General features: G+C 38.3%; 42 protein-coding genes. 2 read left to right on the forward strand and 40 right to left on the reverse strand.

Annotation, left to right across the window (positions count from 1 at the left end; translation table 11 throughout):
- Positions 1-9: 9 nt before the first annotated feature.
- From NSU11_RS13065 to NSU11_RS13215, 31 genes are all read right to left on the reverse strand, one after another.
- The gene (locus NSU11_RS13065; protein WP_105926201.1) at positions 10-516 is read right to left on the reverse strand and encodes a phage terminase small subunit P27 family; all 507 of its coding nucleotides are present in this window, start codon (positions 514-516) and stop codon (positions 10-12) included.
- An 86-nt stretch (positions 517-602) separates the two neighbouring features.
- The gene (locus tag NSU11_RS13070) at positions 603-923 is read right to left on the reverse strand and encodes a transglycosylase (RefSeq protein WP_284366427.1); all 321 of its coding nucleotides are present in this window, start codon (positions 921-923) and stop codon (positions 603-605) included.
- Entirely contained in the window at positions 916-1,272 is a 357-nt protein-coding gene (locus NSU11_RS13075; protein WP_342493614.1) for an HNH endonuclease signature motif containing protein, read from the reverse strand. Before NSU11_RS13075 ends, NSU11_RS13070 begins: the two co-directional genes overlap by 8 nt.
- Entirely contained in the window at positions 1,247-1,456 is a 210-nt protein-coding gene (locus tag NSU11_RS13080; protein ID WP_197202963.1) for a hypothetical protein, read from the reverse strand. The genes NSU11_RS13075 and NSU11_RS13080 overlap by 26 nt, the downstream gene beginning before the upstream one ends.
- Positions 1,453-1,752, reverse strand: a complete 300-nt coding sequence (locus NSU11_RS13085; RefSeq protein WP_342493615.1) for a hypothetical protein — start codon at positions 1,750-1,752, stop codon at positions 1,453-1,455. Before NSU11_RS13085 ends, NSU11_RS13080 begins: the two co-directional genes overlap by 4 nt.
- A 59-nt stretch (positions 1,753-1,811) precedes the next feature.
- Positions 1,812-2,414 carry a hypothetical protein gene (locus tag NSU11_RS13090; protein WP_342493616.1) on the reverse strand — a complete coding sequence of 201 codons (603 nt, stop codon included), beginning with the start codon at positions 2,412-2,414 and terminating at the stop codon, positions 1,812-1,814.
- Between the two features lie 20 nt (positions 2,415-2,434).
- Positions 2,435-2,869: a HEAT repeat domain-containing protein gene (locus NSU11_RS13095; protein ID WP_342493617.1), complete on the reverse strand. Its 435-nt coding sequence runs from the start codon at positions 2,867-2,869 to the stop codon at positions 2,435-2,437.
- A gap of 179 nt (positions 2,870-3,048) precedes the next feature.
- Positions 3,049-3,330, reverse strand: a complete 282-nt coding sequence (locus NSU11_RS13100; RefSeq protein ID WP_342493618.1) for a hypothetical protein — start codon at positions 3,328-3,330, stop codon at positions 3,049-3,051.
- 230 nt (positions 3,331-3,560) lie between these two features.
- Positions 3,561-4,103 carry a site-specific integrase gene (locus NSU11_RS13105; RefSeq protein WP_111292423.1) on the reverse strand — a complete coding sequence of 181 codons (543 nt, stop codon included), beginning with the start codon at positions 4,101-4,103 and terminating at the stop codon, positions 3,561-3,563.
- On the reverse strand, positions 4,100-4,549 hold the full coding sequence (locus tag NSU11_RS13110) for an ArpU family phage packaging/lysis transcriptional regulator (protein ID WP_156060352.1): 450 nt from the start codon (positions 4,547-4,549) through the stop codon (positions 4,100-4,102). Before NSU11_RS13110 ends, NSU11_RS13105 begins: the two co-directional genes overlap by 4 nt.
- A gap of 13 nt (positions 4,550-4,562) precedes the next feature.
- On the reverse strand, positions 4,563-4,685 hold the full coding sequence (locus NSU11_RS13115; protein ID WP_260857579.1) for a hypothetical protein: 123 nt from the start codon (positions 4,683-4,685) through the stop codon (positions 4,563-4,565).
- Positions 4,686-4,808: 123 nt separating this feature from the next.
- Complete coding sequence (locus NSU11_RS13120) at positions 4,809-5,342, reverse strand: type II toxin-antitoxin system VapC family toxin (RefSeq protein WP_265785218.1); 534 nt, start codon at positions 5,340-5,342, stop codon at positions 4,809-4,811.
- Positions 5,335-5,679, reverse strand: coding sequence for an STAS-like domain-containing protein (locus NSU11_RS13125; RefSeq protein ID WP_087975740.1), 345 nt, complete (start codon positions 5,677-5,679; stop codon positions 5,335-5,337). The genes NSU11_RS13120 and NSU11_RS13125 overlap by 8 nt, the downstream gene beginning before the upstream one ends.
- A gap of 23 nt (positions 5,680-5,702) precedes the next feature.
- Positions 5,703-6,566, reverse strand: a complete 864-nt coding sequence (locus tag NSU11_RS13130) for a hypothetical protein (RefSeq protein ID WP_087975739.1) — start codon at positions 6,564-6,566, stop codon at positions 5,703-5,705.
- Positions 6,567-6,584: 18 nt separating this feature from the next.
- Positions 6,585-6,818, reverse strand: coding sequence for a DNA-binding protein (locus NSU11_RS13135; protein ID WP_229137039.1), 234 nt, complete (start codon positions 6,816-6,818; stop codon positions 6,585-6,587).
- A 337-nt stretch (positions 6,819-7,155) separates the two neighbouring features.
- Entirely contained in the window at positions 7,156-7,914 is a 759-nt protein-coding gene (locus NSU11_RS13140) for a hypothetical protein (protein WP_342493619.1), read from the reverse strand.
- Between the two features lie 196 nt (positions 7,915-8,110).
- Entirely contained in the window at positions 8,111-8,806 is a 696-nt protein-coding gene (locus NSU11_RS13145; RefSeq protein WP_342493620.1) for a DNA adenine methylase, read from the reverse strand.
- Complete coding sequence (locus tag NSU11_RS13150) at positions 8,751-8,918, reverse strand: DNA adenine methylase (RefSeq protein WP_342493621.1); 168 nt, start codon at positions 8,916-8,918, stop codon at positions 8,751-8,753. Before NSU11_RS13150 ends, NSU11_RS13145 begins: the two co-directional genes overlap by 56 nt.
- 22 nt (positions 8,919-8,940) lie before the next feature.
- Positions 8,941-10,200, reverse strand: a complete 1,260-nt coding sequence (locus tag NSU11_RS13155; RefSeq protein WP_342493622.1) for a DNA cytosine methyltransferase — start codon at positions 10,198-10,200, stop codon at positions 8,941-8,943.
- Entirely contained in the window at positions 10,197-10,445 is a 249-nt protein-coding gene (locus tag NSU11_RS13160) for a hypothetical protein (protein ID WP_265785209.1), read from the reverse strand. Before NSU11_RS13160 ends, NSU11_RS13155 begins: the two co-directional genes overlap by 4 nt.
- A 33-nt stretch (positions 10,446-10,478) precedes the next feature.
- Positions 10,479-10,688, reverse strand: coding sequence for an XtrA/YqaO family protein (locus NSU11_RS13165; protein ID WP_035701916.1), 210 nt, complete (start codon positions 10,686-10,688; stop codon positions 10,479-10,481).
- Between the two features lie 70 nt (positions 10,689-10,758).
- Entirely contained in the window at positions 10,759-10,932 is a 174-nt protein-coding gene (locus NSU11_RS13170) for a hypothetical protein (RefSeq protein WP_189310180.1), read from the reverse strand.
- Positions 10,933-10,947: 15 nt separating this feature from the next.
- Complete coding sequence (locus NSU11_RS13175) at positions 10,948-11,082, reverse strand: BH0509 family protein (RefSeq protein ID WP_140352787.1); 135 nt, start codon at positions 11,080-11,082, stop codon at positions 10,948-10,950.
- The gene (locus tag NSU11_RS13180) at positions 11,082-11,222 is read right to left on the reverse strand and encodes a hypothetical protein (RefSeq protein WP_189318363.1); all 141 of its coding nucleotides are present in this window, start codon (positions 11,220-11,222) and stop codon (positions 11,082-11,084) included. Before NSU11_RS13180 ends, NSU11_RS13175 begins: the two co-directional genes overlap by 1 nt.
- Entirely contained in the window at positions 11,191-11,718 is a 528-nt protein-coding gene (locus NSU11_RS13185; RefSeq protein WP_087975733.1) for a hypothetical protein, read from the reverse strand. Before NSU11_RS13185 ends, NSU11_RS13180 begins: the two co-directional genes overlap by 32 nt.
- A complete protein-coding gene (locus tag NSU11_RS13190) occupies positions 11,715-11,870 on the reverse strand; it encodes a hypothetical protein (RefSeq protein WP_342493623.1) in 156 nt (51 codons plus the stop codon). Before NSU11_RS13190 ends, NSU11_RS13185 begins: the two co-directional genes overlap by 4 nt.
- 84 nt (positions 11,871-11,954) lie before the next feature.
- Positions 11,955-12,818 (reverse strand): AAA family ATPase, encoded by an 864-nt coding sequence (locus NSU11_RS13195; protein WP_265785197.1) that lies wholly within the window; start codon positions 12,816-12,818, stop codon positions 11,955-11,957.
- Positions 12,760-13,608: a phage replisome organizer N-terminal domain-containing protein gene (locus NSU11_RS13200; RefSeq protein WP_265785196.1), complete on the reverse strand. Its 849-nt coding sequence runs from the start codon at positions 13,606-13,608 to the stop codon at positions 12,760-12,762. The genes NSU11_RS13195 and NSU11_RS13200 overlap by 59 nt, the downstream gene beginning before the upstream one ends.
- Positions 13,601-13,927 carry a hypothetical protein gene (locus NSU11_RS13205; RefSeq protein WP_106037556.1) on the reverse strand — a complete coding sequence of 109 codons (327 nt, stop codon included), beginning with the start codon at positions 13,925-13,927 and terminating at the stop codon, positions 13,601-13,603. Before NSU11_RS13205 ends, NSU11_RS13200 begins: the two co-directional genes overlap by 8 nt.
- 67 nt (positions 13,928-13,994) lie before the next feature.
- The gene (locus NSU11_RS13210; protein ID WP_169738191.1) at positions 13,995-14,147 is read right to left on the reverse strand and encodes a hypothetical protein; all 153 of its coding nucleotides are present in this window, start codon (positions 14,145-14,147) and stop codon (positions 13,995-13,997) included.
- Positions 14,148-14,228: 81 nt separating this feature from the next.
- Complete coding sequence (locus tag NSU11_RS13215; protein WP_059375651.1) at positions 14,229-14,432, reverse strand: helix-turn-helix transcriptional regulator; 204 nt, start codon at positions 14,430-14,432, stop codon at positions 14,229-14,231.
- 192 nt (positions 14,433-14,624) lie between these two features.
- Between NSU11_RS13215 and NSU11_RS13220 the strand changes: the two genes are divergently transcribed.
- A complete protein-coding gene (locus tag NSU11_RS13220) occupies positions 14,625-15,050 on the forward strand; it encodes a helix-turn-helix transcriptional regulator (RefSeq protein ID WP_144484897.1) in 426 nt (141 codons plus the stop codon).
- Positions 15,051-15,275: 225 nt separating this feature from the next.
- Here NSU11_RS13220 and NSU11_RS13225 read toward each other — a convergent pair whose 3' ends face one another.
- The 5 genes from NSU11_RS13225 to NSU11_RS13245 all read right to left on the reverse strand — a co-directional run bounded on the left by NSU11_RS13225 (position 15,276) and on the right by NSU11_RS13245 (position 19,407).
- A complete protein-coding gene (locus NSU11_RS13225) occupies positions 15,276-15,410 on the reverse strand; it encodes a hypothetical protein (RefSeq protein WP_260852374.1) in 135 nt (44 codons plus the stop codon).
- A 19-nt stretch (positions 15,411-15,429) separates the two neighbouring features.
- Complete coding sequence (locus NSU11_RS13230; protein WP_265785185.1) at positions 15,430-16,533, reverse strand: AimR family lysis-lysogeny pheromone receptor; 1,104 nt, start codon at positions 16,531-16,533, stop codon at positions 15,430-15,432.
- Between the two features lie 158 nt (positions 16,534-16,691).
- Entirely contained in the window at positions 16,692-16,871 is a 180-nt protein-coding gene (locus NSU11_RS13235; RefSeq protein WP_059374661.1) for a LuxR C-terminal-related transcriptional regulator, read from the reverse strand.
- 205 nt (positions 16,872-17,076) lie between these two features.
- Entirely contained in the window at positions 17,077-18,393 is a 1,317-nt protein-coding gene (locus NSU11_RS13240; RefSeq protein ID WP_024423207.1) for a citrate:proton symporter, read from the reverse strand.
- 153 nt (positions 18,394-18,546) lie between these two features.
- A complete protein-coding gene (locus tag NSU11_RS13245; protein ID WP_024423208.1) occupies positions 18,547-19,407 on the reverse strand; it encodes a LysR family transcriptional regulator in 861 nt (286 codons plus the stop codon).
- Between the two features lie 135 nt (positions 19,408-19,542).
- Here NSU11_RS13245 and NSU11_RS13250 point away from each other — a divergent pair, with 135 nt between their 5' ends.
- The gene (locus NSU11_RS13250) at positions 19,543-20,673 is read left to right on the forward strand and encodes a PrpF domain-containing protein (RefSeq protein WP_149126406.1); all 1,131 of its coding nucleotides are present in this window, start codon (positions 19,543-19,545) and stop codon (positions 20,671-20,673) included.
- A gap of 27 nt (positions 20,674-20,700) precedes the next feature.
- On the opposite strand, the gene NSU11_RS13255 is transcribed toward NSU11_RS13250, so the two are convergent.
- The 4 genes from NSU11_RS13255 to sdhA form a co-directional block, all read right to left on the reverse strand.
- Positions 20,701-21,420: a biotin--[acetyl-CoA-carboxylase] ligase gene (locus NSU11_RS13255; protein ID WP_342493624.1), complete on the reverse strand. Its 720-nt coding sequence runs from the start codon at positions 21,418-21,420 to the stop codon at positions 20,701-20,703.
- A gap of 77 nt (positions 21,421-21,497) precedes the next feature.
- On the reverse strand, positions 21,498-21,959 hold the full coding sequence (locus tag NSU11_RS13260) for a thioesterase family protein (RefSeq protein WP_024423210.1): 462 nt from the start codon (positions 21,957-21,959) through the stop codon (positions 21,498-21,500).
- Positions 21,960-22,080: 121 nt separating this feature from the next.
- On the reverse strand, positions 22,081-22,845 hold the full coding sequence (gene sdhB / locus NSU11_RS13265) for a succinate dehydrogenase iron-sulfur subunit (protein WP_060596956.1): 765 nt from the start codon (positions 22,843-22,845) through the stop codon (positions 22,081-22,083).
- 1 nt (position 22,846) lies between these two features.
- Positions 22,847-24,607, reverse strand: a complete 1,761-nt coding sequence (gene sdhA, locus NSU11_RS13270) for a succinate dehydrogenase flavoprotein subunit (RefSeq protein ID WP_122631787.1) — start codon at positions 24,605-24,607, stop codon at positions 22,847-22,849.

Raw genomic sequence — 24,607 nt, forward strand, 5'->3', positions numbered from 1 at the left:
GCGTTAGCATTACATGCGACCTCCAAAGCGTTCTTCTTCTTTTGACTTCGGTTTCCCATCATCTTTTTTCGGAATGACAAGTTTGCAGCGAGAGGAAATGGTTAATCCTAAATCACTTGATGCTTGTCTGCATTGTTTAAACAGCTTGTCTTGATTTATGAGAAGATCACTATAAGCAGGATTCGCAATTTCAAACTTTTCACCATCTGAATTTTCGGTGAGTGCTGTAATCGGCGTATCTAATATGATTTCTGTTATTTGTAAATATTGTTTTCGAGCAAACAAAAAACGGGCAAGCGCATCAACATCTAAATTTGTCATAATTCCGATGTTTTTTAGCTCGTCCGCTATCTTTTTGAATTCTCTTTTTAAGTCTTTTGGTAAGTAAGAAGGAGCTTTCACTTTGTCATCTGGCGCCTTAATTTCCTGCTCTCTTCGCTCTTCAATCTCTTTCTTGGTAAGGTTTTTCTTCCCTTTCACTAGCAACAAGTCAACTGGTTGTCTCGGCCTTGCCATCCCCTCACCTCCTTCCGAATTTTCATTTAGGGAATTTCTCGCGATGTTGAGGGATACGCGGTCTACGGCAAATCGTTTCTAGGGATTTAAGGTAGGGGGGCTTCCATTTCCCGCCTTAGTTGATCCATGTCTTTTTGACAATCCATTTGCGCTTCTTTGATTTTCTTTTTATACATTTCGAGTAACTTCTCTGATCTCGCACTTCGAAGGACAACGAATAGCTTTCTAATTTTGCTTTGCTTACGTCTGATCACTTCGTTTGTATAGTAAGATGTGTACTCAGCTTTACACCTCGGACAAACTAGAAGATGTTGTTTAATCCCTTCGCCAATCTTTCTAATCCTAGAACAACTTTTAATAATGAATGTTGTTCCACATTGATCACACACGCATGTTTGATTATCCATTCCCAAACCCTCCATCTTCTTTAGCTGTCTTCCTACTATGACAGGACGCACACAGCGGTTGCCAGTTAGAAGAATCCCAGAATAGTTTTTTATCTCCCTTATGCGGTTTGATGTGGTCTACTACTGTGGCCGCAATACGCTTGCCTTGTAACATGCAAGACTGACACAACGGATGCTTTGCTAGATAACCTTCACGCGCTTTACGCCATCGGCTATTATACCCACGGCGTGACGATGATTCACGGAACAGATCATATGAAGGCTTCGATGTCTTATGCTGCTGGCAATATCCTTCACGCGTTAGTTGGGGACATCCTGGTTCATTACAAGGTTTCAACGGTTTCATCATAGATCGGTACTCCTGGATTTAATCCATCCAATGGGTAGGACTTGTCTATTTCAATAACTTCCAAACTCATTCCCCCATCAAGAATCATAATGCCGGTTTGAGCTGCTTTCCTAGCTTCTTCTCTCAAAATTTCCTTTGCTTCCTTTTCTAATCGGCTTTCTGTTTTAAGAACTAAAATTTTCATTTGATTTCCTCCTCATTGATATGAATTACTTCAATAGCATTTTCTTTCAACCATTGAAACTCAAAGTGTTTCACAATTGGATTTCGATAATAGCCCGGCAGTAAAATTAAAATTGTTTCGCTAGGATTTACCCCGTCTAGCTTTGCAGCATCTCTTGAAACATAGTGCGGAAATTTATATTGCGGGAATTTCTTTTTCAAATCTTGCCATAGCGCTCTTGCATGCCTTGTGTTTATGCCTACGATGAAGGTCCTTGTACGTTGTTTTGAACATCCTTTTAAGATTAAGAGTTCCAATGCTATTCCTCCATATAAAAAGCACCGCCCTATTGGACAGTGCTTCTTAATGATCAAATTTAGCCAATAATTCCATTAAATTTCTCAACTTTAATCACTGAACTTTTTTGTAAAGGAAATATGACTTCTTGTTCCTTATAAATGTTTACTGAGGTTAACTCATAATCAGGAATTTCTAATTTCATAGCATCTATAAATCCCTTAATATTTATTCCAGGGTTATCCTTAGTAGCTTTTGCTGTAATAATTGTGTAAGGTGATGAAGATTCGTTTTTAAACCAATAAATATCCTCTAGATCTTCTGCTAATGTCCATGAAACATAGTGATTATCATAAACAATTTTTTTATGATCTTTGTGAATTCTTCTTATTTCTCCGGTATATAATAAATATTTCGCAAGCTCTTTCGCAGTGCTGTCTTCACTGTTCTCCCATTCGTATAACTGTTGTATTAAATCTTTCCAGATCGCATCCGTTTTGTTTAAATCACTCCTACAATATCCCTCTTTAGAGTGATTAACCCATTCTTTAAATAACTGCTCCATTTCCATTTCCTCACCCTTATTTTTAAATCCATTATCTATCGCATAATACAATATTACAAGCCTTTTCTCGTTATGCTGCGCCAAAAATACGCCAGTTTTACGCCAACTAAAAAGCACCCCTTAGGATGCTAAATAATTCACTTTTTTACAGGGACATTTGACCATTGAGTCTGTAACCATTTTTCAAATCGACTCCCTTTATCTCCTTCATAAGTATCAAAGTGTTCTGGATATGAATCTTTAAATTTGTTTTTAAAGTCATCATATGAATGTTCAGGAGGTAGAGACGATTTAACTTTAGATAATGTCTGCTGTATATTTTTTATTAAATTGCCTTTTTTCTTTCTAGGAAGCCTCACATCTTCCCCCAATGCTTGCAATTTTCTAAAGGCTGTTTCTTGTACCTTAAACACTTTATCGGAAATCATTCTACGCCATAGTATATCTTTAGATTCACGACAATTCCAATTACCCAATTCCTCTACCGCAGCTAATCTCTCTCTCCAATCACACTTTGAGTTAGCTTTCTTTTTTAACTCTTGATAATTAGTTGGTTTTCCTTTTTGAATCATAAAATCACCTCCCAACTATTTATATCGTCTAAAAACAAGTTAATGGAACTGTTCGCAAAATTTGTCGAACAAAAACGACTTCCTTAATGGAAGCCGCTCTCAATTTATCACCTAATACCATCATAACCGCTCTCAGACAAAATGCTTTGCCAAGATCGTGCCAAAAGTGTGCCATTCATTTAGCTTTTTCTAATAGCATCAATATCTACATATTCTAATCCGTCATTCCTTTTAATGAAAATATAATTTTTAGTCCTTAAAGTTTGTACTAAACTGTTCGTTTGACTCACACCATATTTTGAATTAGATTTTTTCTTCAGATCAGATAGTTTAACATCTTTTATACTTATATCAGGATAAAAATCTTCAATTACCTCTTTAAGATTTCTCACCGAAGGTAGCATCATATCAAAAGAAGATTCTAAACGTTCCTCAGATCCTATCTTTTCATTCAGTTCCATAATAACCCATCCTTTTTTAAGATTATTATACAACTAGATTACTCATTTATCCACATTATCCACCAATTCACCATATCTAATAGTCTGTCCAACTGGATAAATCGCTGTATCTTTTGCCCCTCTTGCTTTTCAGCAATTCCCTTAAAATGAGTTGGACATTTTCTCATTATGGTTAATTGAAGAAAAAGAACGCAAAAAAAAGACCCACCTGCCATTTGAACAGATGAGTCTTATAAGCCGAAATCGTCCATTGCTTTGTCCATTGCGTCTTGTGTAATTCCAATGTATCTCAATGTAATATCAGGACTAGAATGGTTAAATATTTCTTGTAATAAGGCAACGTCTTTATGTTTTTTATAATTCCAGTAGCCAAATGTTTTTCTGAGCGTATGAGTACCTATACTATCAAGCCCGACATAGTCCGCTGCCTCTCTCATAATGTTATATGCACTGCTGCGGCTGATAGGTTTGTTGAGCCCTTCTCTACTTTTAAAAAGGTATTCTTGATCATCTTTGTCTTTGATATATTGATCTATCGCTTTTCGAAGAGTTTTGTTTATTTTGATTCTTTTTTCTTTGCCTGTCTTTTGTTCTCTTAGCGATACATATTGCTTCCTTACATCCTTCACCCTCAATTCCAGCAGATCGGATATGCGCAAACCTAAATTGATTCCAGCCACAAAAAGCAGCAAGTTCCTTTTGTTCCGCTCTCCAAGATATTTCTTTATATAATGGATCTGATCAAGATCCCTTATCGGCTGAACAAAATTCATGATTTATCCCCCTGCTTGTACACTTCTTCTCTCAAAGCAAAGGCCAGTCTATAATATGCTTTATTTTTAACACGATAATAATTCCTTTGGCTGAGACCCATTTCCGCGTAAATTTCGTAATCAAACATTTCTTCATCCTGCATATAGAGCATAACTAATATGCGCCGCTCTTTTTGCGTTAGACGATTAATGCCCCTCTCAATTCGCTTCATATATTTTTCCCGCTCAATCTCCCAATCCATTTTTTTAAGCGCTGCTTCTTCTGTTGAGGAGTGGAACTGATTTGAAAAACTCGGCGGCGTAATGGTGTATGTTGTTGTGATCTTTGGAAGAAAGTCTTCCGGCGTTTGCAACCTAAGCATTTTATATTTTCCCATCATCTTTTCCATTTTGAATCTTGTTTTTTCCTCGTCGATCTGCGGAATGTCTAAACTTGTTTGATTCATGATAATTCCCCCTTTATTTTCTGCGCATTGCCCCGCCTTTGGCTCTTTTTAACCGCTGCATGTTTTGCCCCATCAACTCTCTTAAATCTCTGTCAGTGAGCTTCTGCGTGTTCTTTTTCGGCTTTTCCTTCTTCATGGCTGCTCCTTTCCACAAAAAGAAAACGGACACCAACCAGCACCCTTAAAAGGTGTTGATCAGTGTCCGCAGGCTCTCCGTCTTGGACGTTCATTTAATTGAATTACTTTTTGAATGAAAATATCATTTTAGTGCAGTCAAAACATTAATTGTTTCAGCATTCTTAAGTATATCTCTATCATTACTCACCATTGATATTTCATATTTTTCACATAATAAAGTAAAAAACTGATCATTAAAATCAAACCCTTTATCAATTGTGAAAATATCATCTATATTTATATCATTGAATAAATCATCTAATCTATGAGAGTTTTTCAAGATTTTATTTTTAATTATCATTTGTATTTGTTCAGTCAATTCAATAAATTGTTCAGTATCTCTAAAATCTTTTTTATAATTATTATAACCTTTAGCCTCTTTAGTTATATTGTATTCCAACTTACAATAAGCATTAAAAAACTCTGATAATTGCAAAGCACATGTGTAGATTGAAGCTCCTGAGTCTAAAATTTTATAATATAACTCATTATACTTATCAACTATGTCCTCTTTGTAATTACCTATACTACAATACAAGTACATCCATACATTTGTATCTAAGAAGAATTTATCAGAATCTACCGGATTGTATTCATCAAGATTGAATTTACTCATCATCTATGACCTCGTTTATTGTTTCAGATAAATTACGATTGTTACTTATATCAATCTTCGCCCTTTCGATTACTTTGCTTAATAAGTATCTATCCATATCATCTATTTGACTTATTTTAAGATATTTATTTAACTCTTCAGACGTATAAAGTTTATATAAATTTCCTATTCCTCTATTTAAAAAGGCAGTGGTTAAATCTTCTATCCCTTCAAAACTTATTTCAATGAACTCTCTCTCTTTAAATTTTTTATTCAAAAAATTATATAAAGTCGTTCCTTTTTCGGGAGAAACAGCTATTTTAGATCCAATTACATCTTTCAATAGAATTTTACTCATATCTTTAAATTCCTCCTAGTAAATTAAAACAAAATTTCTTCTGTCATACTCAAGTTATTTTCTAAAGAAGTAATAATATTCACAACAGTCCCAGGAAAGAAATTACTCAGATACTGTTTATTGACTTGGCCTCCTACTCTCTCCCAAAAACCAAAGCCAGAGACAATTTGAAAATTTCCTGAGTTCATTTTCATAAATTCATCAATGATATGGAGGCCTATTCCACCAAGATCATCATAATTTTTAGTTGTATTTCCATATATAGTTGCCCATTCAATCGCATCATAGTCATGTATGTTTGAAAAATTATGTTTGTTTCGTACGTTATAAGCTATTGTATTACCCAAATCAGTAATTGTGAATGCTACCTTCTGATGAATATGATAGTATTGGCCACATGTATAAACCTTTTCACTTTTTGAATGAATTTTCGCATTTAAAAATACTTCATTCAAACTAGTCCTTAGGGTTTTAAGAACACTTTTAGTTATATTAATTCTAATCTTTGGTAGTACTTGTTCAGCAACATAAACTGAAAAATCGTCCTCTTGATTAGGATTAAAAACTTTATATTTAATTGTTGAATCATACACGTCGTCTCTTTCTTGTAAATTGTATTTTTTATAAAAACCATTTTTTTGGAATACATTCCTCAATGAATTGTTAACACTAACAAATTCTATATAACAATTCCTTTTAAGCATTTTTTCTATCCAAGCGCCTAAAACAGATACTAAATTTGCCTCAAACCAACGTGTTCTATTAAAAAACAATTTTATTCTTATATCATATAAAGTGTCAGTTGAATTGAACACATCGGCAAAGAAACAAAAACCCTCATAGTTATTTTCAACTTTATAAGGCACCATAATTTCTAAATTATTCATATTATCCTCACAAACAATTTATTTTTTAAGAGTTTTCATTTTCTTATTCTTATACGTTATTACATCTGCTTTTAAAAACAGACGTTCTCTATTTGTAATCTTAATTGGGGTTAGTGATTTATGATCAACTAACTGTTTTAGATTTTGTCGAGTGCAACCAAGTATTTTTATAGCTTCAGAACTATTCACAACTGCTTCGTCCATAAATGTTTTTAGTTCTGCAATATCTTTAAAGTGAAACTCATTCATCATAAATGTTCACCACCAGAATTAATTGATATAACTACTATATCACTTCTATTTACGCACGTAAATATTGGGCAACTCAAATGACAATGAACACTGACTTAAAATTTTATACCCACGCTTCGTCATGGTCCCATTTTCCCTCCTTTAAACTGTTTATAGGTGTTGCAACAGTTAAATTTGCACGCCGTTATCAGTGAGCTTCCGCTTGTTCTTTTTGGGTTTCTCCTTCTTCATGTCTGCTCCTTTCTGATAAATAGAAAACGGACACCAACCAGCACCCATAAAAGGTGTTGATCAGTGTCCGCAGGCTCTCCGTCTTGGACTTGAATTATAAATTAATTTAACAAGGTTCTGCATCAATACCAAAATCCTCTTTATCTAAATAAAGATCTATACACTCCCCAGAGTTATTTATATCGATAACCTTTTTGCAACATCGATTATTTTTTAAATCAGTAATTACCATTTGATATTTCCCAGACAGCATCGGTCCAGTATTATAATAAGAGCCTTCCGCTCCAATAATAGCAAAGCCATAGATATTATAACCTTTTGACGAATTCTCTGGATGAGGTGTTTTCCCCCATAATTTAATATCCAATTCACGAGTTTCTGAAACTCTTTTTCCGTTTTCACAAATAAAACCATTAAGATATGGAGCGAAACCTTCGAGAGGAAGCGATACTAACCCAACTTCAGGAGAATAAAGTCCACCATGAGCTGCATGAGTAAACTCATCAGCTGAAAAATCAAATCTTACCCGACCAGCTCGTGGATTTGGTTTCCATTGTGAGTTTGAAACCTCTAATTTAGGATAAATTTCAACATCTATTCTAGTAGCAAGATTAGCCCAATTGTGTACACATCCCATATCCTGATTATTAATAAATAAACCGCGCTTATGTTCCATCGTTCCATCAGTATAGGCATAACAAGTCCTGTAATAACTACCTTTTGCATCGCAACAGGAATAACAAGGATCATTAGTATCTTTACAAGGCAATCTACCGTCAATATTAACATCGACACCGATCAATGCTGCACTTCCTCGTATTCCTTCTACTCTAACGTTTAAAAATTCTGTGTCTCTTAATGGCATCTAGATACCTCTCTTCAAGTTTAAAAACACATAATTATTATTACTGACTTTAAATATTCTATACTTTCCTTCCACTTATAATACATTTATATCCTCTCAGAAGAGCCGCTAATTCAAAGAATTCACAACCAACTCGTGCCAACACTAACGGTTAAATATGTTCACTCATACCGTTTCCTCCTAAGCCGCTATGCGTTTAATCAAATAAGCTTAATTGTTTGATTTCATAGTTGAACAACAACATTTCTTCTGTGTATCTATCTTTTTCAGAACTGCCTACAACTTGTTTGTAAGCAGCAAATGTTTCTTGATGCCAATCACTATAAAGTTCTTCAATCAATGGATCCTGATAATACGAGAGAATCACTTTCCCCGATGAATTTTTCAGCAGATCAGCCAGGTCTCTGTGATCCTTCTCTGTAAAACCACCCGCATAAAATTTTTCACGGCCGACATACGGTGGATCAATATAAAATAACGTTTCTTTGCTATCGTATTTTTCGATGATTTCTCGGAAGTCTTTCTTTTCGATCATGACTCCCTGCATGCGTTTGGCGAAGTTGGCAATAGCTTCACATGCAGATAAATAGCCATTAGCAGGGTTTTGACCACTTTGTGTACTGTGCCGCCATCCGGTCTGAGGGACATTTTCTGCGTTGCCTTTGCTTATGCCAGAACGGTTCATATAAAACCACCGGACAGCACGTTCAAAGTCGTCCTTTGGATAATCTTCTGCTTTCCATTGTTCATATAGTTGTCGACTATATGGAATGGATTCACAAGCGCTTTGCATTGCCTTCGGATTCTTTCTCACTTGCATTAGAAAATTGACCACATTACCATCTATATCGTTGTATACCTCGCCCGCCCTTTGGTTTATGGGCAATAACATGAGCAGCACCACCGAATGGCTCTACATACACTTTGTGACCTGGCATTTTGTTTATGATTAATTCAGCGTACTTTGCTTTGCCGCCGAACCATATTAAAGGTGATCTAGTCATTAACCAATCCTCCTTAATCTACTTAATTTGCTTTGCTATAATATTTGTTCATATGCTCAGGTACGCACATCTCAGGGAGGTTAGCCCTCACCAGCTGCTCTGCGAATTGCGGTGGAACACTATTCCCCACCCTGCGTATTTGGTCAGATTTATTACCGATGTTGAATGTGTATCCAGGTGGGAACCCCTGCCCTGCAAATAGTTCATTTGGTTGCAACATACGCAATCCGATGTCTGCGATCCTCTTACCATTTGTGCAAACTGTTGTTAATGCGAAACGGTCTTTGGTTGTAATGGTATGCAATGGCTCGTCTAGTCGCTGGCCTACTCCTTGACCGTAATACTTAGTCAAGAAGGCAACCGTAACTAATCCAAATCTATTGCCGCCAGCTGTGATTGTGTGTAATGGACGATCAAGCGAAAGACCTCTTACCTCTTTATCTGACTGTTCAGTGTAATAGCTGATTAAGAATGCCGCTTTGCTCTTATCCGGCACCATTACAGGACTTGAATTGTTCACAATGAATTTATCAATGCCTCGTTTGATTCGTTTCATCGTATTTTCAACTAGTGGCCGTTTCCTGTTGAATATACTAGGAACCCCTATGGACCAATCTATAATTTCGTAAGACGATCGCCACGGCTTGAGCTTTCCTGTTTGAACAAGAAGACTTTTGGGATCACCATGTGTTGGCTTCGGCCATACGATTTCTTTTCCGTCACATCTTGCAACCATGAAGAACCTTTTTCGTATTGTTGGCGCTCCATAGTCGCAGGCCGTTAACTCTCTGAACTGCACTTCATATCCAAGTGATTCAAGCGTTTTGACGAATGATTGAAATGTCTGTCCTTTTTGCTCTTTGATGGGTTTACCTTCTTTAGAGATAGGACCCCAGTCTTTAAATTCCTCAACGTTCTCAAGCATGATGGCACGTGGCTTAACTGCTATCGCCCATCTGACAGCAATCCACGCAAGCCCTCTGATACTCTGTTTTACAGGCTTGCCGCCTTTTGCCTTTGAATGGTGGGTACAGTCAGGGGAAAACCATGCTAGACCAACTTTTCGCCCTTTAACTGCTTGTTTCGGATCAACATCCCACACAGATTCACAATAATGTTCCGTGTCAGGATGGTTCACCTCGTGCATTGCAATGGCAGCTGGATCGTGATTGATAGCTATATCTACTGATAAGCCTGTCGCAAGCTCGATGCCTGTGCTTGCTCCCCCGCCTCCTGCAAAGTTATCCACTATGATTTCTCTAAAAAGATCAATCTGTTTCATTGCATCAACCCAGCGACAGCAATAATCCCCATGAAAAACAGTAGAGTGAAAATGACAGGTCCGTTTGATTCCCTTTTCGCCATGACCACGTTCCCTTCGATGACTAGATCAGGACAAGATTCAGCAAGCACTGGTACGAAAAATTTAGGCACGCCTATATATTCAGCTGCATCATCAATCGTCATTGCTTTGTTTTTGCAGGCTTTGACCGCCTGGGAAAGCTCGACATGTTTAGGTAAATTCATGGTATTTCCTCCCCCGCAGGGGATAAACCCCTGCTATCGTTTAGTTTTATAACTGAAATCAAATCTAACTCTGTCAAAACTTCCTTTAATCGTTTCGATGATTGTGTGACCGTGTTCGGGAGCCTCTATGTAATGCGCTGTGTTGTTGATCCCGTCCAGCACGATCACTTGTACCTTGCCTTGTTCAACTAATGTTGTGAAAGGCTCGTTTTTTGTTAATGAGATAGTCTGCGGTCTATTCACAATCTTCACTCCAATGTGATATAATTAAGGTTCCTAAGTTTAATTACTCACATTGAACTGATGTGAATTCTTACCGCTGAGACTCGACGGATTGATCTGTGCGCTTCCAACGCCAATCTATTCGTCTGAGTCTTTTTTTATATGGTTTTGGTGGATGTTGTTGCCTATAAGCTACTAGTTCATCCTCTGACATAACCCACTCTTTCACAGGTCCTGCTTTGTATGGATTCGTTACTGTTTCCAATATGACCACCTCCTCTTATTCGTCACGCTGCGGCACGTTGAGATTATAGATTCTTTCGAGTTCTTCGTCTGATAGTTTTTCGCAATATTCACGACCAACATTAGTAAGGCTCAACCACTCGATCATTAACGCTCTATCTTCACTGCTCATTACTTGATGCCTCCTCTCTTTTTGAGATGGCGCATGGCTGTTGTCTTTAGCTGTTTCGGACACTCTTCATATCTCGCAATGACTTCCAGCTGGCGTGCTGTCGCTTTTTCAAATGGCAACAGGATGCTTTTTCTTTTCATGCTTGTACTCCTTTCCTAGCGCGCCGCCTTTACGTGGTTCGATCTTTCCTAACTCAGCTTGGTCTATAATCAGCAGCAGAATTTCAACGACATTGCGGGCCAAACGGTTTGCAATGTGTCTGATAGGCTCATGATCCTGCCACATTTGTCTAAATAAAATGATGTCTTTTTCATCCCATATGAAATCGCTGTGTGGGCAAGCGTAGTAAACCGGTTGTTGTTCGAACAGCCTGCGTAAATCTCTTTTTTTGTAGCTCATTGCGCTTTTTTTGATATATATAGGCTCATTTGCGCCGACACCGTTCGGACGCTCTTTGATCTTTCCTCGTTTGCTGAAATCAATCATCAAAAGCAATACTTCTTCTGACGGTCGGTTAAATAACTCCGCCATCTCTTCAATTGACCTGCCTTCGTACCAGTAATCCAAAAATCGTTTGAGACCAACAATCGTCCATTCAAAATTCACATGTTCTAAGATGATTCTAGTGACACTCATTTCGCAATTTCCTTTCTGCGACCGACCTCTTTGTGTACAACATGCACAGATGTCGTTAGATTCTTTTCTACGAGCCAATAAAGTGGGTTCAACCTATTCACTACTAAAATCTTCCTTTCGGCTCTTGTGGGCTTTCTACCGCCTTTTTCCATGATGGTTCCTCCTTGTGTTTTTCAGTCACTCAGACTTACTGCCAGCTGATCTATTAAACTATCAACCTTCGCATTTACACTCCCTTAGAACGGCAATACTTCTTTACGCTTGTCCGATGTGTCTTTAAAAATGATGTACTGCTGCTTTTGGGTGATTCGTGATACTAGCTTGCTGTCATACATTTGATACAGCTTTTCGCTAGTAAGGTTGGTTGTATAGATCGTCACTTTATCCTGCCGAGCAGATGTTACTTTGTAGATGAGACGATGAATGAAATCGCTGGCTTTACTATCCGAATGTTCAGACCCTGTTTCTGCACCTATGTCATCTATCACAAGATAATCGGCTTCACCCATCAACTGAGTCACATATGTTTCTGTGTACTTGCTCTCTTTGTTACTGAATGAATCTTTAATTGCCGTAGCAGCATCTTCCATATTGATAAACAAACATGATTGACCTTTGTCTTTAGGATTGTCGGGATCAGGAGGCAAATTAAGTTCTCTAAGTGCTGCATATGCAAGGTGACTCTTCCCCACTCCCGGATGGCCCTGCAAAAATATGTTGAACACCTCACCTTGTTGCAAGTGTTTAACAAGATCCATCATTCGTTTTTTATTCTTTGTCTCTTCTGGCTCAGATACATCGTAATTATCAAACGTTGCTCGTGAGATAGTTCGATCCCTGAACATACTGCGCTTTTCCAACGTGTTAAATTTTTTCTGCCGTTGGCTATATTCAATTTGATTTTCTAAGTCTTTTTGCAATTTCTTTGACTCTTCTTCCAGTTCACATCGAGGGCAAATAACTTTCCCATTCATCACCATCATTCGGACAGGTTTTACAACATCTTCACTGCCACGGGAGTATGTGTGCTTATTACAGTAATCAGAATGGAAGGTCATTTTGACGGTTGCTTCGGCTGCCAACGCCTTTATGCTGTGCACGCTTTATCACCTCATCACTGTTGTTTAAGTAACCTTCGAATTTTGTTCCGAAAATTGTTTCGGGACGAAGGAATTTACTCATGTCAGGGTTATCACGCCATTCAAAGCATTTTGCTAAGATGACCTTTTTAAAATCATCGAATCTGAATCCCTCATTCCATCTTGCTTTTATTAGTTGCTGTGTCTTTGGTGTTGTGTGACGATAATTTTTGTCAGACATTTGGTTTAGAAGATCCGTTATAAGTTTGAATGGGATTTCTGATTCATCCACAGTCGGGTTTCCCGACAATATATCTTTATTCTTCTTTCTTACTTCTTCTTTCTTACTTCTTCTTTCTTGTTCGTTACTTTGCGTTACTGTAACGTTACATGTAACATTACCGCTAGTTTCTAGAGCAAGAGCCTTCTGTTTTTCCCTATGTTTGGCTACTCTTTTCCTAGTGTCTTCCCTGATTTTATTCATCGCATCAACATTTTGATGTTTTTCCCAATTGCAAATACTTATATAGTGGTTGTCGTTAATCTCAATCATGCCGAATTGCTTAAAAGTATTGAGAGCCATTCTTACGACTCCTAAAGGTCGATTAAAAATAGCTGACAACATTTCCTCTGTGTATGGAACATTTTCGCTTAAATATATATATCCCGAGGCGTTAGTTTTACCAGCCTGAGCAAGTAATTTGACCCAGATAATTAATAGTGTGTCAGATTCAGGCATTTGCTCAATTAACTTTATTTTTTCGTCATCAAACATATTGGTGCTCAATTTCACAAACTTGATTTCAGCCATGATTTAAAGCTCCTTTTGTATTTGCTGCTATCCAAGCTTCTACCGCTTTTCGTGAATATCTTTTATGCTGACGTGGAGCACCAGGTAAACTTGTCAAATCGAGAGTCGGGAAATCTGGTCGATTAAAATAAAGCTCGTCTGCTGTAGCAGCAGTACATTTTAAAATGTTTTCATATACCTGTTTTTTTGTTAGCAGTTCATCTTTGGAAGCGATAATCATTAACATCTCTTCAATTTTTGGAATTAATGCGGCACTCACATTTGCGATAATGCTATTTGTAATTATTTCAAGATCAGAATCTTCAAATTCAAATTTCATTTCACTTTACACCTCACACCTCTTTTTATGATTAGGCTTGTCCTTCAAAAAAGGTGAAACAAAAGTTTCAAGCCTCTTTATTTTTTTTGTTCTTCTCTTTTTTTACTGGTGTGTAATAAGGTGCCACAGCCTCAGTAAAAAGTTTTTCTCTGTCTTCTGTTCCAAAGAAAACTTCTCCGAGAAACAGGTTGCTTTTTCTCTTTTGCTTTTTCTTAGCCATAAAGATCACCTCGACACATAATATGCAATGTGGACAGTAGGACTACCCTTCGAATTTTGATCACTATAGGAAGCACTCTATTTAAAAAAAATATGCCGGTGGCAAATTTAATTTTTCACTTAGTTGAACTAAAGAAGAGTGCGACGGGTTAGCTTTCCCTTTTTCCAACTTACAAACATAAGAGCTAGAAAACCCAGTAACCAAACCGAATTGGCGTTGAGTTTCATTTCTTTCTGACCTTATTTTTTTAATTTTTTCTGCAAAAGAAGCAGTTTCGCGGTTCATTGTTTTCACCCCCATACGCTTCCTTCAGGAAGCACAAGTAAAATATACCAGCCTTTAGCTTTTTGTGCAACCATTATTTTTAAATGTTTCTTATGGGAATCTACATGTTATAATTATTTTATAATTATTTGTTGCGGTGTTATTTAGTAATACACCAAAACACAGTGGCATTAAATCGAGGTGACCTTATTTATGGACAAGAAAAATGAATCAATCGGTACCAACTTAAAAAGGTTAAGAGAAGAGCACAAACCAAAACTTTCTATAAGGCGACTGGCTCAAGAAGTTGGTTTAAGTAACGGTTACTTATCAAAACTTGAAACAGGCAAAATCAAAAGCCCTTCTTTGGAAGCTTTGACAAAACTTGCAGATTTTTTTAATGTTGATCCCACTTACTTTGTGACTGATCCAAGGGACCTTGAAAAAATGGGTAAAGAAGCTGAGAAAGTAGTTTTCGCGAAAGAACTAACTCTTGAGAATATCAAAAATGCAAACATTATAGATGCAGATGGCAAACAAATAACAGATGATGAGCGTAATTTCATGCTAGATGCCCTTAAAAATTACAGAGCTTCTAAGGCTAAATTTTTAGAAGACAATTCACCTGAAGAGGATTGATTTTGATCTTCTTTTTTTGTTGCTTCTATGATCTCCATTAATTCTTCATATTTTATAGCCATTTCTCTTCCCTCCAAGGAATACTTGTTCTATGTACGGTTTTATTTAGATTGGATGTATTTAAAATAATTTCCTGTTTTCTTATTTTAAAAAAACAGGAAACTTCCCTAGAAAACACGAAAGACGATACCAGATTATAGGTAGCGTCTTTTTCACATCTTATATTTACATTCCTGGTCTTACATCTTTTGTTTCATATACTGTTTCTGGGTTGTTAGTGATAAGTGAGTGAATTTCCGAAACAACTATTGTTGCTCCTAGTGTAATTGTTAAAACAATTACATTGAAACGTTTAGTCATGTATAACACCCCCTAACTCTTAGAGTGTATACCTAAATCCAATTCTATTCAATTCATTTTTTGGGAAACTTGCCCTGAAATAATCTTTGCTTTTTGAAAAATAATGATGAGATAATAGCAATTTTTCTGATGATAATTCTTTTATTCCATCAAAAAGAAGCGCATATTTATTATACCTATCATCCTGATAAAATTTACTTAAATCCCCATCATGTTTTAATAACATGGTGAAGTCACTCACGGCAAATTCAACATTAATTCTTTTATTCCAGTATTTTTGAAGAAAAGCTATTTCTTCTTTATTCTCAATTATTTCGGCCTGTCTATCAGGGAATTTTGAATAAAGATCAATACATTTAAGATAATAAGCAATTGATTGTTCATAGGATTCTAGAAAATATGAAAGACCTAAAATATGATAAGCAGTAATGTCATGAGCTATGCTGAAATTTCTATCCAAAATTCTGTTAGCTATTTTTCTTGATTGGATTAATTCTGTTTTTTGCTTTAAGTAAATATTAACTTGAATTTCATCTAACCTAGCACTGTAAGCCATTTTTAGAAACGGATCACTAACCTGAAACAATAAGTCATTTATTTGATCAATAGTATAAATAGTTAAATCATAAAGACCATTCAAATAATAATAATAAACCTGTAAGACCTTCACCATGATTTCAGTTTCCAAAAATGTGGTCTTAAAAAATCTTAGGTTATCTATAAAAGCGTTCCTTTCAAATGTAAACCTCGACTCAATCATTAGTGAATATAAAGCACACAACTCCTGAGACTTTGGATTCCTTTTGCTTTTGTATTCTCGTGCAATCACACTTGTGTAGTCGTACAATTGTTTAGAATAGGAATATTCTAAAGCAGCAGGAACATTTTTAGAACTAATGCCTTCTTTAAAAAAATTTAAAATGAGTTCAATTTCGTTCTCTTTGTCAATGTAATTAATGATCTTATGAACTATCCAGAACGAGACATCCTTACCATTTAAAAATTTGCTTAAATAACTACTGCTTATGCCCAGCTTTGTTGCAACTTGTTTTTGACTTTCTTTAGACATTTCTATTGAGTTTCTTAAATGTGTCCGTAAGTCTTTCGCGATTGTACTTGTCATATATGATCACCTTACCATTGTTAAATTTATCATGAAGTACAAAAAAATGTTGTCGTAAATTGTCGCAGAAGTATGAATTTTTGCTCTAATAAATAAGTTAATTCAATTATAATCCTATTGTGTAACTTATTAACATACGACTTTCGGAGTTATTTAGATTAAAGGTTTAATTTGCAAAAGGTTTGCTTAGCATTCGAAATGTGATTTCGAACAGTCTTTTCGCTAATAAAAAGCTCGCTTGCAATTTCTTTTGTTGTTTTATCTTGGACGAGCAATTCGAATACTTCTCTTTCTCTTTTGGTTAATAGCGGCTTGGATTGAAACTCTTTCTCCTTCAAGTATTGTAACCCTCCTTGCTAAGGTGAGAGCTCTAGTCTCTATAGAATGGGATTCTGTATAGTCGAGATATCATATGCCGGGTGCCTGAGGTAGGTGACGTTAAAATCAAGAAATCCCGCATATCAGCGTCCAATTTCTGCGCTTTCATCCACGCAAAAAAGGACGAGTCTCCTCCCCGAGACATCGTCCTTTTTTGCGTGGTATTTAAAAGATTGAAATGGCGCCTGTTAACAATGCAATAAGTGTTGTAAAAAGGGCAGTTAACACGGTCCATAGCAGTGCATATTTTTGCAAATCACCAATATCTTTGTTCAGCATACTGACAAGCAGCAGTGTTGAAGCTACAAGCGGACTCAGTAAGTGAACAGGCTGCCCTATGATAGAGGCACGTGCAATTTCCACCGGATCAATCCCGTAAGCTGCGCCGGCTTCAGCCAAGATTGGCAGCACTCCGAAATAGTAAGCATCGTTTGAGAGCACAAATGTAAATGGCATACTCGTCAAAGCAACAATCAGCGGGAAAAATGAGCTGTAGGAATCCGGAATCATGTAAATGACCAAATTGGCAATGGACTCAACCATTTTTGTTCCAGAAAAAATCCCTGTGAAAATCCCTGCGGCAAATACAAGTGTGATAACCGTTAATGCGTTTCCTGCATGAGATAAAATTCGCTCGCGCTGATCTTCAACCTTTGGATAGTTGATCATCAGAGCGATGACAAATCCAATTAAGAAGAGTACAGGAATTGGTATGATATCCATGACGAGTGTGACCATGACAGCAACTGTAAGGAAGAAGTTAATCCAAATCAGATTCGGTCTCTTGATATCAGCTACTCCATCTTCAATTGATGCAGCCAATTCAGGAGAAATGGACGGCTCTTCTTTGTACTGAATCTCTGCAATCCCAATCCGTTTTCTTTCTTTTTTCCCAAGTACATAAGCAGTAAAAAGTATAAAAAGACCGCCTCCAACCATCGTTGGGAGTAATGGAATGAAAAATTCGCCTGCATCTAATCCAAGCGCCGCGATTGCACGAGTAGCTGGACCGCCCCATGGCGTCATTCCGCTCATAATTCCTAATGATAATAATGAAATTGTTCCTAAAATTAATGGGTTCATCCCAATTCTTAAGAAAAGTGGCAGCATAGCTGATACGGTAATCATGTACGTTGTTGTTCCATCACCATCTAATGCAACAAGCATAGACAAAATCGCTACCCCAAAAGCAATTTTGACAGGATCACCTTTTACAATACGTAGAATGAGTTTAATCAGAGGATCAAACAATCCAGCATCCAGCATGACACCGAAGAATAAAATCGCAAATAACAATAAAGCAGCTGATGGTGCAACAGTTTTCAGTCCATCAAGCATCATGTCCCCTAACCCTTTGTTAAAGCCGCCGATCAATGCAAATATGATAGGTACAACGGTTAGAGCCACCACCGGATGCATACGTTTTGTCATAATGAGAAATGTAAATGTCAAGACCATCAAGATCCCTAAAATAGCTAGCACTTTATATCCCTCCATCCTCTTCTTTACATGATCTGCAAGCGCCCCCTTGCACTTGCGATCTATATGTTAGCGCTTTCTATTTCAAGGATATAATAGCTTTTTTTATAATGAAAATATCGATTTTTTCGTATATTCAATAAATTTCTTTTATAATCAACCTTGCTGATTTCTTAAAAACTCAATGAACGCTTTCACCACAGACAAATGAAGTGAGTCTGGCTGGTACATGAGCCATGTATCTCTTAAAACAGGCTGTCCATCTTTATACGAAAGTCCTTTTACAAATAACTCATCACTTGGTCTGAGGCAAATTTCTGGGACAATGGCATATCCTAAACCATGCTTCACCATCTCTTTTGATGTATCCTGACGGTCTGTCTCCATCGTGACAAGCGGAGGCATTGTGAACGTTTCCTGCCACCATCTGTTAATCAGCCGTTTTAATGAACTGTCTGTATGATAGTCAATGAGCGGCAGATTCGGGAGATCCTTTAGCTGAATTTCTGATTTTGAAATAATGCAAAGACGCTCTTTATCAAGCAAAAAACGCTCTCCATTCCAGTCATAATCACCTCTTAAAATCCCTAAATGCACACTTGATGTTCCTAATAAATCCATTACCTTTGTGCTCCAGCCTGTGTTGACCATAAATTGAACATGTGGATACTGCTTAGAAAATTCTTTTAATATTTCTGGCAGTTTATACTGGGCAAAGTTACTTGAGACCCCTAAGCGAATCGTTCCTTTGACCTTTTTTTGCATATTGAGCATGCCATCTTTCGTTTGCTGCAGCTGTTTGAGCATGTCATTTGCGTATTTAGCCAAGTATTCGCCCTCTGATGTAAATTCAATTCCTCGTTTTCTTTTAAAGAAAAGTTTCATATCAAACTCCTCTTCAAGCTGTTTCAATCGATAGCTTAAGGCAGGCTGAGAGACAAATAATTTTTCTGCCGCTTTTGTGATGTTCTTTTCTTCATAAAGTACCTTTAAAAACCGCCAATCTTTTTCATCCATTGTATGCCCTCCTTTTTTACTAATTATAAAATATTTTTATTGATTTCTCTCAAAATAATGTATTTAACTTATTTCTTATTATACTTTACCATTTTGGTTAGATAAACAGTTAATTAAAAATTGAGGGTGAGAGTCATGAGAAAAGTTCCAATCACAATCATGCGAGGCGGTACAAGCAAAGGAGTATTCATTCACGCTGACAATGCACCATATGAACACGATGAGCTCGAGGCATTTCTATTAGACATTATGGGCAGTCCTGACCGGCTGCAGGTCGATGGGATCGGCGGCGGTAATTCTTTAACAAGTAAAGTGGCCATTATCGATAAAGCCACACGCCCGGATGTGGATGTGAACTATACATTTGCACAGGTCAGTATTAATGAGAGATATGTCGACTTTAAAGGAAACTGCGGGAACATCTCATCAGCCGTTGGACCGTATGCGATCATTAAAGGACTTGTTCAAGCAGTTGAGCCCATTACGACTGTACGTATCCTCAATACCAATACAAATAAAGTCATTACGGCAGAGGTCGAAGTTGAAAATGGAGAAGTAAAATTTGAAGGACAGGCAGAAATTCCAGGCGTAAAAGGAACTGGTTCTCCCATTTATTTATCCTTTGAGAAACCTGAAGGAGCTGTCACAGGTAAAACCTATCCGACTGGAAACAAAATTGATACGATTCAAACAAAGTTTGGGGAGATTCCAATCTCGATCGTTGACATTGCAAATCCAATTGCCTTTATTCGCGCGAAAGATATTCAATTAAAAGGAACTGAATTACCTGAAGAGTTTACAGACGAATTACTGGATGATTTAGAAGAAATTCGTTCCCTCGCTGCTGAAATGTGTCACTTTGCACCAAAAGAAATGGCCACATTACAGTCTCCAGCTGTTCCAAAGCTTGCGCTCATCAGCGAGCCTGCTGATTATGTAGATACAAATGGAATCTTGAGACGAGCAGAAGATATGGACATCATCGTTCGTATGCTATCGATGCAACGACCGCACCAAGCACTTGCCATTACCGGTTCTGTCTGCGTGACGGCCAGCTGTTTCTTGGATGGAACGCTTCCTTCTCAGCTGTTCCAAGGTCAAGATGACACCCTTCGTATTGGGCATCCTGCCGGTATTATGCAAACGGAAATTAACATCTCTCAAAATAGAGTCAAAGTCATTCGAACTGCAAGAGAAATTCTAGACGGAGTTGTTTTCACAAAACAAGACTATGTGATTCAGCCTCATATTAAAAGAGAAGCTTAAAGCAGACGAGAATATCGTCTGCTTTTTTTAATGCTGAAGCGGTGCATCGATATCTCCAGCAGAATGAGCTTTTATCTGCCCTTTCTCATCTTTGAGCTGGAGATGACCGTAGCGGTTGACTCCGTAGCAAATGCCCTCTTCCCATGTTTGTTTTTCACGGTCTAACGAAATCCGCAGCGGTTTATGAAGACGATATAACCGTTTGTTATAGAGGGAAGTGAGTGCTTCAAACCCTTCATTCTTCCAGCGTGTATGATATTTTTCAAAAGCGGCTGCAAGTTCCTTCACAAGCTGATCGGCATTCACCTCTGTAAGCTCTGATAGGCAAATGGTTTTGTACGGAACATGCTCCGGCTTTGTCTTCACATTGATGCCAACCCCGATATAAATGGCGGTACGGTCCGCTTCAATCAATGTGCCTGATACCTTTGCTTCATTGATGAGAATATCATTTGGCCATTTGATCGCCAGCTGATCCTCAGCCCTGATGAGAGGTTTGAGTACATCGTAGATCGCTAGTGCCGTCAGCGGAGCAATCGTTGACTGGGTGGAGAGTTCTTCTGGCGGCAAAACTGTCATGGTCAAAGCGACATTCCCTGCAGGTGTTTCCCACGGTCTGCCTAGCCTGCCTCTTCCTTCTGTCTGCTGATGTGCATAGACAGCAAATGAAGGTTTTTCTCCTTGCTGAATGAGCCTTTTCGCTTCATTATTTGTACTATCAATGGTGTCATATTGAAAAATCTTCATGTGTTCTCCTTTTGTTCTTCTTGATATGATCTTTTTATTATAACAAAATGAAGCTTACACGTTGCTGAGGCTGCATGCTACCCATTTCGCTGAGCTTGAAATGTCTCTTTTTCTTCCTCTGTAAATGGGACAGATGCGCCTGTTTCTTTATTAATTTGCACCATGGTGACTGAGCCTGTAAAGCATGGTTCCTGCTGCTCGTTTTCTCCTAAATAATGAAGGATAAGTGAGCTTGATCCGACTTTTTCCGGCTTTACATACACACGAAGCCGCTCCCCAATCTCCACCTGTTTGATGTAATCACATTGCAGATTTGCCACGACTGTAATCGTCTCTTTCACACGTTTCATTCGTTTATCCACAATTCCTGTTTTTTGAAAAAAGGCAATCCGTGCTTCTTCAAAATAGACAAAAGGGGTGACATTGTTCATATGGCCGAACATATCCGTTTCTGAAAAACGGACAGTCGTTTCGACATAAAATCGAAAGGATGCTCTCCATTCTTCAAATGGTTCTTCAATATATGACGGAAGTCTCACTTCATCATCTCCTTATTCATCAATAAACGCCTCTCCCATATTGGAAGAGGCGTTTATTTTGTGTTCCATCCAGCCTCTTGTAAACACTCATCATGATTGGCAAAGAGGACTGAATGTGATGTTATTCTGCGTGATCGCTTCCGAAGAAGTTACGGAAAGCTTGTAATGTTGTATCTCGGTTAAGTGCTGCAATTGACGTTGTCAGCGGGATTCCTTTCGGACAAGCCTGCACACAGTTTTGAGAGTTCCCGCAGTTCGCAAGACCGCCGTCTCCCATAATTTCTTCTAGACGGTCAGACTTATTCATCGCACCTGTCGGATGTGCGTTAAATAGACGAACTTGCGAAAGCGGAGCAGGGCCCATAAAGGAAGACTTATCATTTACGTTTGGACAAGCTTCAAGGCAGACACCACATGTCATACATTTAGAAAGCTCATACGCCCATTGACGTTTTTTCTCAGGCATTCTTGGTCCAGGTCCAAGATCATATGTGCCATCGATCGGCACCCATGCTTTTACTTTTTTCAAGGAGTTGAACATGCGGCTTCTATCAACCTGCAAGTCTCTCACGACCGGGAATGTCTTCATCGGCTGAAGACGGATCGGCTGATCTAATTGATCAATTAGTGCTGTACATGACTGGCGCGGTGTTCCATTAATAACCATGGAACAAGCTCCGCACACCTCTTCAAGACAGTTCATGTCCCAGTTGATCGCTGTTGTTTTTTCACCTTGTTTATTGACCGGGTTACGTCTAATTTCCATGAGTGCAGAAATGACGTTCATATTTGGGCGGTAAGGGATTTCGAATTCCTCATCATAAGGCTTTCCATCTGCAGTATCTTGACGTGTGATAATGAATTGAATTGTGTTTTTTTCACTCATCTTATTTCTCCACCTTTTTCTTCGAGTAATCTCGTTTACGAGGTGCAATTAACGATACATCGACGTCCTCATAGTGGAATGCAGGCTTTTGATTTTTCCCTTTGAACGTAGCCATCGTTGTTTTAAGGAATTCTTCATCGTTTCTCTCTGGGAATTCCGGTTTATAGTGTGCGCCTCGGCTTTCATTCCGGTTATATGCCCCGATCGTAATGACTCTTGCCAGCTGAAGCATGTTGTCAAGCTGACGCGTGAAGGCAGCGCCTTGGTTGCTCCATGATGCGGTATCATTGATGTTGATCTTCTTGTAGCGCTCCATTAGTTCTTCGATCTTCTCATCTGTTTTTAAGAGTTTGTCATTGTAACGAACCACTGTAACGTTATCCGTCATCCATTCTCCAAGCTCTTTATGAAGCACGTACGCATTTTCTGTTCCGTCCATGCTGAGGATGTTGTCCCATTTCTCCTGCTCTTTCTTCACGGCGCTGTCAAATAGTGCAGAAGAAAGGTCTTCTGCAGATTTTTCAAGACCGTTAATGTACTTCACCGCATTTGGTCCAGCGACCATTCCGCCGTAAATCGCAGAAAGAAGTGAGTTTGCACCAAGTCTGTTTCCGCCGTGCATTGAATAATCACATTCTCCGGCAGCGAATAGACCTTTGATATTCGTCATTTGATCATAATCGACCCATAATCCGCCCATAGAGTAATGAACAGCTGGGAAGATTTTCATCGGCAGCTTACGCGGGTCGTCACCCATGAATTTTTCATAGATTTCAATGATTCCGCCAAGCTTAATATCAAGCTCTTTTGGATCTTTGTGAGAAAGATCCAGATATACCATGTTCTCTCCGTTGATGCCAAGCTTTTGCTCGACACATACGTCAAAGATTTCACGCGTTGCGATGTCACGCGGTACAAGGTTCCCGTATGCTGGGTATTTTTCTTCAAGGAAGTACCAAGGCTTCCCGTCTTTATATGTCCAAACACGTCCGCCCTCACCACGAGCTGATTCACTCATAAGACGAAGCTTGTCATCTCCTGGGATCGCTGTCGGGTGAATTTGAATGAATTCTCCATTTGCATAATGTGCACCTTGCTGATAGACGATAGATGCTGCAGATCCAGTGTTAATCATAGAGTTTGTTGATTTACCGAAAACGATTCCAGGACCGCCTGTTGCCATGATGACTGCATCTGATCGGAAAGATTCAATTTCCATTGTCGTCAAGTTCTGCGCGACAATCCCGCGGCATACTTCCTCGTCATCTAAAACAGCGCCAAGGAATTCCCAGCCTTCATATTTCGTGACAAGTCCTGCTACTTCATAGCGGCGAACCTGCTCATCCAGTGCGTATAATAGCTGCTGGCCTGTTGTAGCTCCAGCAAACGCTGTACGGTGGTGCTGTGTTCCCCCGAAGCGGCGGAAGTCCAATAATCCCTCTGGTGTTCTATTAAACATAACACCCATACGATCAAGTAAGTGGATAATGGACGGTGCTGCTTCACACATTGCCTTTACTGGCGGCTGGTTGGCTAAGAAATCTCCGCCGTATACAGTGTCATCAAAATGCTCATAAGGTGAATCCCCTTCACCTTTTGTATTGACCGCTCCGTTGATTCCGCCCTGTGCACATACAGAATGCGAACGTTTCACAGGTACGATTGAAAATAGTTGAACAGCTGTTCCCGCTTCTGCTGCTTTAATAGTTGCCATGAGACCAGCTAAGCCGCCTCCGACAACGATGATGCTAGAATTACTCAT

Origin of the sequence: Bacillus sp. FSL R5-0712 (assembly GCF_038593285.1) — a bacterium.
GTDB lineage: Bacteria > Bacillota > Bacilli > Bacillales > Bacillaceae > Bacillus > Bacillus safensis.